Origin of the sequence: Eubacterium segne (genome assembly GCF_014287775.1) — a bacterium.
GTDB lineage: Bacteria > Bacillota > Clostridia > Lachnospirales > Lachnospiraceae > Eubacterium_G > Eubacterium_G segne.
In genome coordinates this window covers 250,070-263,358 of the sequence record NZ_JACOOZ010000003.1, presented here as the reverse complement: position 1 = coordinate 263,358, position 13,289 = coordinate 250,070, and the positions used below count along the sequence as shown (strand labels likewise).

Annotated in this window: 10 protein-coding genes; all 10 read left to right on the top strand. The window is 35.8% G+C overall.

What is annotated here, in order from left to right; genetic code table 11:
- Positions 1 to 7: 7 nt before the first annotated feature.
- The 10 genes from H8S00_RS05905 to guaB all read left to right on the top strand — a co-directional run bounded on the left by H8S00_RS05905 (position 8) and on the right by guaB (position 13,167).
- Complete coding sequence (locus H8S00_RS05905) at positions 8 to 367, top strand: GerW family sporulation protein (protein ID WP_021952844.1); 360 nt, start codon at positions 8 to 10, stop codon at positions 365 to 367.
- 256 nt (positions 368 to 623) lie between these two features.
- Positions 624 to 1,493: a methylenetetrahydrofolate reductase [NAD(P)H] gene (gene metF / locus H8S00_RS05900; protein WP_186840263.1), complete on the top strand. Its 870-nt coding sequence runs from the start codon at positions 624 to 626 to the stop codon at positions 1,491 to 1,493.
- A 20-nt stretch (positions 1,494 to 1,513) separates the two neighbouring features.
- Complete coding sequence (locus tag H8S00_RS05895) at positions 1,514 to 2,194, top strand: PALP domain-containing protein (protein WP_021952846.1); 681 nt, start codon at positions 1,514 to 1,516, stop codon at positions 2,192 to 2,194.
- Positions 2,184 to 4,607, top strand: coding sequence for a homocysteine S-methyltransferase family protein (locus tag H8S00_RS05890; protein ID WP_366459484.1), 2,424 nt, complete (start codon positions 2,184 to 2,186; stop codon positions 4,605 to 4,607). The genes H8S00_RS05895 and H8S00_RS05890 overlap by 11 nt, the downstream gene beginning before the upstream one ends.
- Positions 4,608 to 4,747: 140 nt before the next feature.
- A complete protein-coding gene (locus H8S00_RS05885; protein ID WP_186840262.1) occupies positions 4,748 to 8,092 on the top strand; it encodes a glycoside hydrolase family protein in 3,345 nt (1,114 codons plus the stop codon).
- 510 nt (positions 8,093 to 8,602) lie between these two features.
- Positions 8,603 to 8,788 (top strand): 50S ribosomal protein L28, encoded by a 186-nt coding sequence (rpmB, locus tag H8S00_RS05880; RefSeq protein ID WP_021952849.1) that lies wholly within the window; start codon positions 8,603 to 8,605, stop codon positions 8,786 to 8,788.
- Positions 8,789 to 9,029: 241 nt separating this feature from the next.
- Entirely contained in the window at positions 9,030 to 9,389 is a 360-nt protein-coding gene (locus H8S00_RS05875) for an Asp23/Gls24 family envelope stress response protein (protein WP_186840261.1), read from the top strand.
- Positions 9,390 to 9,418: 29 nt separating this feature from the next.
- Positions 9,419 to 11,095, top strand: a complete 1,677-nt coding sequence (locus H8S00_RS05870) for a DAK2 domain-containing protein (RefSeq protein ID WP_118588507.1) — start codon at positions 9,419 to 9,421, stop codon at positions 11,093 to 11,095.
- 26 nt (positions 11,096 to 11,121) lie between these two features.
- Positions 11,122 to 11,616 (top strand): DUF6106 family protein, encoded by a 495-nt coding sequence (locus H8S00_RS05865; protein WP_021952852.1) that lies wholly within the window; start codon positions 11,122 to 11,124, stop codon positions 11,614 to 11,616.
- A gap of 96 nt (positions 11,617 to 11,712) precedes the next feature.
- Positions 11,713 to 13,167 carry an IMP dehydrogenase gene (gene guaB / locus H8S00_RS05860; RefSeq protein WP_021952853.1) on the top strand — a complete coding sequence of 485 codons (1,455 nt, stop codon included), beginning with the start codon at positions 11,713 to 11,715 and terminating at the stop codon, positions 13,165 to 13,167.
- Positions 13,168 to 13,289 lie beyond the last annotated feature (122 nt).

Sequence of the window (13,289 nt, the reverse complement as noted above, 5' to 3'; positions counted from 1 at the left end):
GCAGCATATGGCAGATAATAAAAAAAGTACAGATGACTTATTAAAGGCAATGGAACAGTTTATTACTACAAAGTCTGTGGTAGGAGAACCTATAGTGGTAGGTGAAACCATTATTTTACCAATGGCAGATGTATCTTTTGGAATGGGAATCGGTACTTTTTCAAAGGGTGACAACGGGACAGGAGGTGTAGGAGGAAAAATTACTCCTAGTGCCGTTCTTATTATTAAAGATGGTTCATCAAAGCTTATTAGCGTAAAAGACAATGATGGAATTTCAAGAATTATTGATATGGTGCCTGATATTGTAAATAAGTTTACATCAAAAAATGATGACGATTATGATGAAGATGAGAATATAAACGATTAATAAATTATTACCGAAAGATAGGGCAAAATCCTGATTTGGTGGTAAAAAAACGCAATAAATGCATAAAATATATCATAAGCAATAAGGATAGGAAAAAAGATGCATAAGTTATGTGGTTTTGCTTTATTCTGGTTAGCAGTGGGAATGACATTATCGTTATTAATAGAAAGTACATTTTTTGTGGTTTGCATAATAATTATATGCCTTATAGCAGGTTTTAATTTGTTTTGCTGCAAACCCTGATAAGGAGAAATAAGTGAATATAGCAGATTTATTTAAGAAAAAAACAGTATTTTCCTTTGAGGTTTTTCCACCAAAGAAGGAAAGTGGTGTAGAAACAATTTATAAGACACTTGAGGAATTGAAACAGTTAAATCCTGATTTTATTAGTGTAACTTATGGTGCCAGAGGAGTAGGTGTTGCAAATGCAACAACGGTAGACCTGTGTTCTAAAATAAAGAACGAATACGGTATTGAAACTATTGCTCATTTAACATGTCTTTATAACACAAAGGAAGACATTGACAGTATACTTGAAGAATTAAAGGAAAAAGGAATAGACAACATTCTTGCTTTAAGAGGAGATGTTAATCCTAATTTTGAATTAAAGCATGATTTTAGGTATGCATCAGAACTTACTGAGTATATTATGTCAAAAAATATGGGCTTTAATGTTTCAGGAGGATGCTATCCGGAGGTACATCAGGAAGCAGAAAGCATGATTGCTGACATAAAAAATCTTAAGAAAAAGATTGACGCAGGTACAGACCATCTTATTTCTCAGTTATTCTTTGATAACAATGCTTTTTATGACTTTATTGAGAAAGTAAGAATAGCAGGGATTGATGTTCCTATTGAGGCAGGAATAATGCCTGTAACCAACAAGAAACAGATAGAAAGAATGGTTTCCATGTGTGGTGCAAGTATCCCGGCAAAGCTTTCAAAGGTGTTACAGCGTTTTGGTGATAATCCGGAAGCCATGAGAGATGCAGGTATTTCATATGCCATTGACCAGATAATTGATTTAGTAGCCAATGGTGTTGAGGGTATTCACATTTACACTATGAATGATCCTTATATTGCAGGAAAAATAACAAAAAGTGTTGAAAGTATCATAAAAAACTAATAGATAAACAGGTTGGCATTATGGTAAATAATAACAGAAACGTTATAATTGAAGACATTAATTTCGATGAAGCTCTTAGATATATGGGATATGGGAATCAGATTCCCGATGACACAACAAAAGAGCTTCTTTTGTTGTGTGCAAAACAATTAAAAGAGGCTATGGAGCCTAAGTTTACATATAAGGTGTTTGATTTGGTTGACGGTCAGATACCTAACAGTGAGTTTAAATTAGAGGGTAAGGCAATTGCTAATCATCTTGAAAACTGCGAAAAAGTGGTGTTTATGTGTGCAACCTTGTCGGGAAATGTTGATTTGCTAATTAGAAAAAAACAGATTACAGGTATGACGGAGGCAATCATAACAGATAGTCTGGCTTCTGCCGTTATTGAACAAGTATGTGATAAGGCGGAGGAGGTTATATTAAAGGATTTTAAGGACTATGAGCATACATGGAGATTTGGATTGGGATATGATGATTTTCCTCTAGAGGGTCAGAAAAAGTTTCTGGAAATTTTAGATGCCTCAAAGCGTGTGGGGGTTTGTGTAAACAGCAGTATGATGCTTACTCCTACTAAGTCCGTAACCTGCGTTATAGGTTTAGGACACAATCTTAAGGTTTCCAGTCAAAAGAGCTGTGATACATGTAATTTTAGAGAAAAATGTCAATTTAGAAAGGAAGGAAAAAGCTGTGGCAGGTAATAGTATTTTTGAGAGAGATTATGTACTTTTAGATGGAGCAATGGGAACAATGCTTCAAAAGAAAGGTATGGAAGTGGGAACAGTTCCTGAAACCCTGAATATATTAAAGCCGGAGTGGATTGTGGATATTCATAAAAGCTATATTGAAGCAGGTGCTGATATAGTATATGCCAACACATTTGGTGCTAACAGATACAAAATGGAAAATACCGGTTATTCCGTAAAGGAATTAATTAGTGCTGCAATTAAAAATGCAAAGGAAGCAGCAAAAGGTACAGATACATTAGTTGCCCTTGATTTAGGTCCTATAGGTCAACTTCTTGAACCTACAGGAAGCCTTACTTTTGAAGAGGCATATGATATTTTTAAGGAAGAAGTGGTAGCTGCTGAGGGAGCAGATGTTATTGTAATAGAAACAATGACTGATTTGCTAGAAACAAAGGCTGCCGTTCTTGCCGCAAAGGAAAATTCTAGCCTTCCTGTAATGACTACAATGACATTTGAAGAAAATAAGCGTACATTTACGGGATGTTCCGTATCTGCCATGTGTCTCACATTGCAGGGACTTGGGGTAGATGCATTAGGTGTCAACTGTTCATTAGGACCAAAAGACTTGCTTCCTATAGTTGAGGAAATATCCAAGTGGACATACCTTCCTATTGTGGTAAAGGCTAATGCAGGATTGCCTGACCCGGTCACTAATACATACAATGTATCGGCAGATGAATTTGCAACTATCTGTAAGGAAATGCTTAAGTTTGGTGCAAAGGTTATGGGTGGATGCTGTGGTACAACTCCGGAATATGTTGCAAGATTAAAGGAAATGCTTGAAGAATCAAAGAAAAACGGCGATTTTAAGAAAAATGATTACAGTGGAGAAATGGCTGTATGTTCACCTCTTAAAACCGTTGTAGTAAATCAGCCTAGAATTGTTGGGGAAAGAATTAATCCAACAGGAAAGAAACGCTTTAAGCAGGCGCTTATTGAAAATGACATGGATTATATTTTAGGACAGGCTATAGAACAGATAGAAGGGGGAGCAGATATATTAGATGTAAATGTTGGTCTGCCTCAAATTGACGAAAGAGAAATGATGATTAAAACCATTAAAGCTCTTCAGTCAATTGTAGACGTGCCATTGCAGATAGACTCCACCAAGTCGGAAGTTTTAGAGGCGGCTCTTCGTGTGTACAATGGGAAGCCTATAGTCAATTCCGTTAATGGAGAGGATGCAGTTCTTGATAAAATACTTCCTGTAGTTGCCAAATACGGTGCTGCTGTTATTGGTCTTACATTAGACGAAAACGGCATACCGGATAGTGCAGAAGGAAGAGTAAAAATTGCCGAAAAAATTATGAACAGGGCAATGGAATACGGAATCAGAAAAGAAAATATTATAATTGACTGCCTTACTCTTACGGTTTCTGCTGAACAGAAGGCTGCTCAGGAAACTCTTAAGGCACTTAATATTGTAAAAAATAAATTGGGACTTAAAACAGTTCTTGGAGTATCAAATATTTCCTTTGGACTTCCTAACAGGGAAATTGTAAATAAAACATTTCTTACAATGGCACTTCACAGTGGTTTGGATTTACCTATTATTAATCCTAATGTTTCATCTATGGTGTGGGCTGTTAAAACATATAAGGTATTAGCGGCAATAGATGAAAATGCAATGGATTTTATAGAGTATTCTAACAATAATCCCATAGAGGTAGCTGTTAAAAAAGATGCTACAGAAACAAAAACGGTAAAAAGTGCAGGAGCAGTATCTCTTGGAAGCAAAGAGGCAGATATGCTTCTTCATGCAATGGAAACAGGAATGAAAAATGACGGAAGAAGTATAACTAAGGATTTGTTAAACAACACAGATGCCATGGTGATAATTAACGAAATGCTTATTCCGGCACTGGATGTGGTGGGAGATAAATTTGAAAAAGGCACAATATTCCTTCCACAGCTTATTTTGGCGGCAGATGTGGCTAAGGAATGCTTCGAGGAAATCAAGTATTATCTGGCAAATAACGGTGAGGTATCTGAAAGTAAGGGTAAAATAATAGTAGCTACAGTAAAGGGTGACATACATGATATTGGGAAAAATATTGTTAAGGTTATACTGGAAAATTATGGCTTTGATGTTATTGATTTAGGCCGTGATGTAGACCCTATGGCTATAGTTAATTCAGCTATAGAAAATGATGTTCATCTGGTAGGTTTGTCAGCTCTTATGACAACAACCCTTGGCTCAATGGAAGAAACCATTAAGCTTTTACGTGAAAATAATGTAGAATGCAAGGTTATGGTAGGCGGTGCTGTTTTAACAGCAGATTATGCTATGCAGATAGGGGCAGATTACTATGCAAAGGATGCAAAAATGAGCGCAGATATTGCTAAGGAAGTTTTGTGTGATTAAAGTTTGAAAAAAACGATTTTACAACAGTATAAACGTTAAGTTGTATTTGACATTATGCCAATAAAATAATACAATTTCAGTATATGGTTCGTTAAACGTTAAACGCAGAATTGATAAATAAATAGTGAAGGGAGAAACAAATGATGAAAGGGAAGATAAGAAAAATACTTAGCTTACTTATGGCTTTTACTATGGTTATGAATTTGAATTTGGTAACCGATTATTCAGTAAAGGCTGCTGTCGATTATGATGTTGTTATAACTAAAGTTGGCATTTATCAGAAAGATGGCGCTACAAAGGTATATGCTGACTACAAAAATGTGGGAGCAGCAAGTGTTGGAAGTGACTTTAATATGTCATTTTATGTTAATAGGGAAAGCATAGGAACTGAAAAGATTGCGGCAGGTTTAGGCGCAGGAAAAACAGCAAGGGTTGAATACACAGTAAGTGGTTCATATAGTGGCAAATGTTTAGTTACGGCCATTGCTGATATAAACGATGGAAATACATCCAATAATAACCGTACATCTCAAAGAGACGTAAATAGTGCAGAACCTGTTACAGAGCCGGAAACAGCGGAACCGGAGACAACAACAGTAGCACCGACTACACCGGAAACTACAACTGAAGCTCCGACTACGAAACCAATATCTGATCATGTTAAAATTACGGGAATAATATATTCTCCTGAAAATCCAAAGGTAGGAGATACTGTAAAGATTACAGTAACAGCTAAAAATGAAGGTGACCAGATGGTTATGAATAAGCATGTTGCTGTGAAGATTGGCAATCAGACACTAAAGGGAACTATCACAATCCCTGCAGGAGAGACAGGCTCGGTGACAGTGAATGAATGGAAGCCTACAGAGGCAGGTGTTTTTACAGCAGATGCGTCTATTAAAATAGACGATAATAGTTCGGTTACAGGCCAGGTTAGCATTACGATAGCTGCAGCATCTACTGAAAACATGGAAGCTAAGGTAGTGGCTTTAGGCGGATTCCCAAGTGAAATATATGAGGGAGATGTAATTACATTTGTAACCTTAGTTCAGAACACAGGTAATGTAGTAATACCGGCAGGAACAAAGTACACAGTTAATATGGCTATAGATGGTTCATCATTCCAGACAATTACTTTGTCTCAGAATATTCCTGTAGGTGGATACGTTAAGATAGAAAGTAATTGGACAGCCACATTTGGTAAGCATTCCGTAAAATCAAGCATGGATGGTAGCGATAAAACCAAGAGCATATATGTTAAAAGAAAATACAATACTAGTTATACGTCCGTGACAGGTGGTGTAGATTTACTTATTACAGATATAGGATATTATAATAAAACCACAGGTGTTACAAATGGAACGATTAATGAGGGAGATTTAATTCAATTTATTGCAATAGGGGTTAATGCCGGTGATAGTGCATCTCCGTCAAATGTAAAATGTGGTGTTTCATTTAGCGTAAATGGAAGTACATATGCTAATGGTGGAACAACATGGGATGATAGTTGTCATGCTTCAATCGGAGCTGGTGAAACTCACGAATTTAAGACTTGTGGTGGTACAAGTTATAATGAATCAGGAACATTTATTGGAACAAGTGGAGACTTTAAAGGATACTTGTGGAAGGCTGCGAAAGGTGACAACACAATAGTTGGAACTATAGATGATGATAACAATAAAATTGCAGAAGTTAATGAAAATAATAATACTAAAACAATTAAAATTACAGTTCCATATGTTTTAGAAGAAGGCACAACAGACGCTGCTGATAATGTAAGTGTTGAAGCAGCAGATGTTAAACCGGGAGTTGTTACAGGGCTTACATGTACTAAGAGCAATGAGACAAAGGTAAGCTTATCATGGAATGCAGCTGACAATGCAACATCATATAATGTTTATAAAGGTAGTGAGTTAATAGGAACGACAACAGATTGCTCATATACATATACCGGAACATTCAATGTTGGAGATACTGCAAGTTACACAGTAAAGGCCGTAAGAGGAAGTGCTGTAGGTGACGGTGCAACCATTCAGGTAACAACTGAGGCTACAACATCAGAGGTTCAGGCATATGGAGTACCACAGACATTTGATGCATCAGGTGATGTTTCAATGACCGTTAATGATGAAAGTGTTGGGGTATTTAAAACAAGAGTTTATGAAGAAGATAAGAGAATAGGAACATACGCAAATAATAATCCGGTGACATTTGGTAATGTGGCAATATTTGATTATAAAGGAGATGCCAGTGTACGAATAAAGGTTAATCGCACAGATATAAATTCTGTAACAATAAGACCAACAAGAAAGGGATTATCAGCTGCACAGGAAACTAAGGATGGAGCGACATATATAACCATCAATATGAAGGAAGGGCAGCAGGGACAGTATAGCATTGAATTTAACGGTAGTTATAAAGGTGCAAACAGCATAATGCTTTTTGCACAGGATATTCTTAATAAACCGGATAATGTTTGGAAAACTATTAGCTCATATGAGAAAACAGATGACCTTGTTGTACCGGAAGGTAAAATTCTTTGGATTGAAGGTGGAGCTGTCTTAAACGGATATGTTCATTGTATGAATAATTCTAAGATAATAGGAAGAGGAATAATTACCCAAAATAACTGGGGCCCTTGGGGAGGCAATAACAGAAGAAATCCGGTAAGTGTTGGATATGAACCGGTTTATTATGATGGAAATACACCAAAGAATAACGGAAAAGGTGGAACAGAATTAGGAAGTAGCAATGTTCAGGTTATTGGTATTTCAATTCTTGACCCTACAGGATGGGCTGTAAATATAAGAAACAGCAATAATGTATTATTTAAAGACGTAAATGTGGTATCAGCAAGATCTAATGGTGATGGAATTACTATACAGTCATCGTATAACGTATTTTTAGATGGATGTTTTGTAAGATCATCTGATGACTCTATAGTTGTAAAGAATTATGATAATATTAATGCTCATGACATTAGAGTTGAAGATTGTACTGTATGGAATGACATAGCACAGTGTTTGGAAATCGGATATGAAACGGATATGGGTGGTGCCGGCAGTAGTAGGTGCGAAGCCGGATATAAAAATGAAGATGCAAAGATTTATAATGTCTTGTTTAAAAACATTGATGTTGTTCATAGATTCCATAAGGGAGTTGCAACTATTCATAATGGTGATAATATACCTATTTACCATATAGCGTATGATGGAGTATATGTTGATCATAAGGCAAAGGGAACTGATAATGGTGGAGATGGAAATGATATTGATATTGAAGCATATGCAGTAAACAGAAGTGATTTAAGTTGGACACATAACTGGCATGATGTATCGGGAAATACTATTAGTGATGTGTGGTACACCAATGTTAATGTTGAAGGGGGTAATGCAACTGTTGGTAATGTACAGATTACTGATGCTCATTGGGGTCAAACTATATCTGATGATTTCTTAAGTTGGAAAACACTGAATTTTAATTAACATATTTATTATAAGGATTACTTTAGAGTAATTGAAGTTTTAGAGGGGCTGGCATTGTCGGACCCTCTATAGCTTTATTAGCTATTATTTTTTTTGTATTTTCTTTATCAAACTAGATGATAGTATAAAAATCTTCATGAAGAACATTCAAACTATACTCTTAAAGTACCTCTTCACATATTTTTTCAAACTATGCTATCAAAAGAGTTGTCTTTTCAAAAATTATAGTTATATTAAAAGCGTAACAATACAATATGCATCATATGATAGTTACGTAAGAATACAAAAATGTATATAGTTTAAAACAGCCTAACAACAAAATATATGTAATACAATAAATGTAAGATGTAAATAAAAAACTGTGATGTGAGGATTGCAAGTGGATTCTAATTCTCGTTGCAAAACTTTTTTTAGAAAATACTTGCAATTTGTATCTGGTTTTGATAAAATGTCCTTTGTGTCAGGTCAATGAAGTAGTTTGACCTAATTTTTACAAAGGGAGGTGCGATTATGGCTAAATGTAGTATTTGCGGTAAAGGTGCTCATTTTGGTAACGCTGTGAGCCATTCACACAGACGTTCAAACAAAATGTGGAAATCAAACGTAAAGTCTGTTAAAGTTAAGACTGAAGGCGGAGCAAAGAAAATGTATGTTTGCACATCTTGTTTAAAATCAGGAAAAGTAGAAAGAGCGTAGTATAGATTTTAAACTATGCATAAATAGAAGAAGGAGCGGATAAGAGATTGAGTCTTTATGTCTGCTCTTTCTTTGTATAGGAATGCATTACAAAAGATTGTGTTGCTGTAGCTTTCTATAAAAATGGCTTTCATTTTCATGTTAAAGATAGTATAATAATTTAAGTTACGGAAACAACAATATTGAATTGCAATATTGTATAGAATAAATTAAATGATACTACTATTTACGGAGGTAATATATGAAAGGAAAAATGAACACGGATTTAGGACAGATACTTATAAGCCCTGAAGTTATTGCAAAATATGCCGGTGAAACAGCATACGAGTGTTTCGGTATAGTAGGAATGGCTATGGTAAGCGTTAAGGATGGTCTTGTAAGACTATTAAAGAAAGACAGTTCCACTAAGGGAATTAATGTTGCTATTGATGAAAATAATGAAATTACAATAGATTTTCACATTATAGTTGCATATGGTGTTAATATTGCAACTATAGCTGATAATATTATATCCAGCGTGAAATATAAGATAGAAGAATTTACCGGAATGAAGGTAAAGAAAGTTAATATATATGTTGAAGGTGTAAGAACAATAGACTAATTACGTCTTACCCTCAGGAGGATAAAAATTTGGAAATTAAAGTTATTGATGCAAAGACTTTGCAGAAGATGTTTATAGCCGGTGCCAAGAACCTTGAAGCAAAAAAGGAATGGATTAATGAGCTAAATGTTTTTCCGGTTCCAGACGGAGATACCGGAACTAATATGACTTTGACTATTATGTCAGCAGCAAAGGAAGTTGGTGGAATTACAGAGCCTACCATGGAGAATATGGCGAAGGCAATTTCTACAGGTTCACTTAGAGGTGCAAGAGGTAACTCAGGAGTTATATTGTCACAGCTTTTCAGAGGATTTACCAGAGAAATTAAGAAGTACGAAGAAATTAACACCGAGGTACTTTCAAGAGCATGCGTTAAGGCGGTTGAGACAGCTTACAAGGCAGTTATGAAGCCTAAGGAAGGAACTATTCTTACAGTAGCTAAAGGCATGGCTGATAAGGCATGTGAAATGCTGGGTGAAACTGATGACTTGGCAGTTGTTATTGATGAAATTATAAAGCATGGTGATTATGTTTTAAGCCAGACACCTGAAATGTTACCGGTTTTGAAACAGGCAGGAGTAGTTGATTCAGGCGGACAGGGTCTTATGACAGTGTTAAAGGGGGCATATGATGCATTCCTTGGCAAAGAAGTTGATTATACTCTTGATGAGGTATCTGCGCCATCAGGCATTAATAAAGACGATATACCTATGGAAGAGGCAGATATCAAGTTTGGATATTGTACAGAGTTTATCATTAATTTAGATAAGCCTATGTCTGATGAAACTGAAAAGTCCTTCAAGGAATTTTTAGAGTCGATTGGTGATTCAATTGTTCTTGTGGCTGATGATGAGATTGTAAAGGTACATGTTCATACAAACCAGCCTGGTGAAGCCTTTACCAGAGCTTTGACATATGGTTCATTATCAAGAATGAAAATTGATAATATGCGTGAGGAACATCACGAGAGACTTATTAAGAATGCCGAGAAGCTTGCTGAACAGCAGAAGGCAGAAGAAGAAAAGAAAAAGACAGATGAACCAAAGAAGAAATATGGCTTTATTGCAGTATCAGTAGGAGAAGGTTTAGATGAAATCTTTAAGGGATTAAATGTTGATTACATTATTTCCGGTGGACAGACTATGAACCCTAGCACGGAAGATATTTTAAATGCTGTAGAAAAGGTCAATGCAGAAACAATTTTTGTTTTACCAAATAACAAAAACATTATTCTTGCTGCAAATCAGGCTGAAAGCCTTGTGGAGGATAAGAATGTTATAGTTATTCCTTCAAAGACTATTCCTCAGGGAATTTCAGCAATGATAGGTTTTGTTGAGGATAATTCAGCAGAAGACAATAAAGAAGCCATGACTGACAGTATGTCTTATGTTAAAACAGGTGAAATCACATATGCCGTAAGAGACACGGTTATTGATGATAAAGAAATCAGAGAAGGAAATATCATGGGTATCGGCGATGAAGGAATCCTGTCAGTTGGTGATGATATTACAGCAACAACTGTTGATATGATTAAGAAAATGCAGGATGAAGATTCTGAAATCGTAAGTATTTACTATGGTGAAGGTGTCACGGAAGATGAAGCACAAACTTTGGCATCCAAGCTTTCCGAAGAATTACCTGATTTAGAAGTTGAAGTATATTCAGGTGGACAGCCGGTTTACTATTATATAGCATCAGTTGAATAAACAGCGGTGAGATTACGGAGGAAAATATGGACGAAGTATTTGTGGAACAGATTGTAAAGAAAAAAATAAGTATTTCCGGTATTTTAATGAGAGCGATTGCTATTATTTTTGTACTTGCAGGTATATTTAGTATGCTGATTATTGGTGCATTAGGACTTACCATCACAGCATTGCTTATTTATGTAACATACATTATTTGGGGATATACCAGCGTGGAATACGAGTATTCTTTTTTAAATGGCGAGTTATCCATTGACAAGATTATGGGTCAGAGAAAGAGAAAGACAATTGCATGCTATGATATTAAAAATGCTGAAATTGTAGCTCCTTCAATGTCTGATGAAGTTGTGAGCAAAATTAATAATACGATTACGAAAGATTATTCAACAAGGTGCAGAAACGCTAATCTCTATTCTATGATTGTTAATGATTCAGATGGACGTAAGCAGGTTATATTTGAACCAAACGAAAAAGTATTAGATGCTATGTATCATGTTAAGCCGAGTATCGTAAAAAAATAAATTTTTTAGGAAACCATTTTGTCGTTGACAAAGTGGTTTTCCGGTGTTAGTATTTTCAACAATAAATTCATATTAAACTATTAGGAGGAAAAATCAGTGGGTAAAATTATTGGTGAAGGAATTACATTTGATGATGTGTTATTAGTACCTCAGTATTCAGAGGTGACACCTAACATGGTAGACCTTACTACACATCTTACTAAAAAAATCAAATTGAATATTCCTATGATGAGTGCAGGAATGGACACAGTTACAGAATATAGAATGGCTATTGCTATGGCGAGACAGGGTGGTATTGGAATCATCCACAAGAACATGACTATTGAACAGCAGGCTGATGAAGTTGACAAGGTTAAGCGTTCTGAGAATGGTGTTATAACAGATCCATTCTATTTAACACCGGAGCACACATTAAAAGACGCCAATGATTTAATGGCAAAATTCAGAATTTCAGGTGTTCCTATTGTTGTGGGAAGAAAGTTAGTTGGAATTATTACTAACCGTGACTTGAAATTTGAAACTGATGAAAATAAATTAATTAAAGAGTCTATGACATCAGACGGGCTTATTACTGCAAAGGAAGGAGTTACTCTTGAAGAGGCAAAAGCTATTTTAGCTAAGTCAAGAAAGGAAAAACTTCCAATTGTAGATGATGATTTTAATCTTAAAGGTCTTATTACAATTAAGGATATTGAAAAGCAGATTAAGTATCCTCTTTCAGCTAAGGATGAGCAGGGCAGACTTTTATGTGGTGCTGCTGTAGGTATCACAGCTAATGTAATGGAAAGAGTTAAAGCTTTGGTAGAAGCAAAGGTTGACGCTATTGTTATTGATTCAGCTCATGGACATTCAGCTAATATCTTTAAGACATTAAAGATGATTAAGGCAGAATATCCGGACCTTCAGGTAATAGCAGGAAATGTTGCTACAGGAGCTGCTACAAGAGATTTAATTGAAGCAGGAGCAGATGCAGTTAAGGTTGGCATCGGACCTGGTTCTATCTGTACAACACGAGTTGTTGCAGGTATTGGTGTACCACAGGTTACAGCTATTATGGACTGCTACGAGGTAGCGAAGGAATATGGTGTTCCTATTATTGCAGACGGTGGTATTAAGTTCTCAGGTGATATTGTTAAGGCTATTGCTGCAGGTGGTAGCGTATGTATGATGGGTTCAATGTTTGCAGGATGTGATGAAGCACCTGGAGATTTTGAATTATTCCAAGGACGTAAATATAAGGTATACAGAGGCATGGGAAGTATTGCTGCTATGGAAAATGGTAGCAAGGACAGATATTTCCAGACAAATGCGAAGAAGTTAGTCCCTGAAGGCGTTGAAGGACGAGTTGCATACAAGGGAAGCCTTGAAGATACTGTATTCCAGCTTATGGGTGGTTTACGTTCAGGTATGGGATATTGTGGAGCTAAGGATATTGAGACACTTAAGGAAACAGGCAAATTCGTTAAGATTTCAGCTGCATCCCTTAAGGAAAGTCATCCACATGATATTCATATTACAAAGGAAGCACCAAACTACACTACAGAAGTTTAATGTGAAAAAAATATGAAAAAGGTGTATTAATTTAATAATATATGATAGAATACAAAGGGTCTTTTAGGATAAGGATCCTTTGTATTTTTTATACAAAGAATTAATTTAATAAAATACCAAAA

Coding starts and splice junctions, on each gene's coding strand:
- H8S00_RS05905 (WP_021952844.1), top strand. CDS start 8: ATGGCAGATAATAAAAAAAGTACAGATGACTTATTAAAGGCAATGGAA.
- H8S00_RS05885 (WP_186840262.1), top strand. CDS start 4,748: ATGATGAAAGGGAAGATAAGAAAAATACTTAGCTTACTTATGGCTTTT.
- H8S00_RS05895 (WP_021952846.1), top strand. CDS start 1,514: ATGGTAAATAATAACAGAAACGTTATAATTGAAGACATTAATTTCGAT.
- H8S00_RS05875 (WP_186840261.1), top strand. CDS start 9,030: ATGAAAGGAAAAATGAACACGGATTTAGGACAGATACTTATAAGCCCT.
- H8S00_RS05865 (WP_021952852.1), top strand. CDS start 11,122: ATGGACGAAGTATTTGTGGAACAGATTGTAAAGAAAAAAATAAGTATT.
- rpmB (WP_021952849.1), top strand. CDS start 8,603: ATGGCTAAATGTAGTATTTGCGGTAAAGGTGCTCATTTTGGTAACGCT.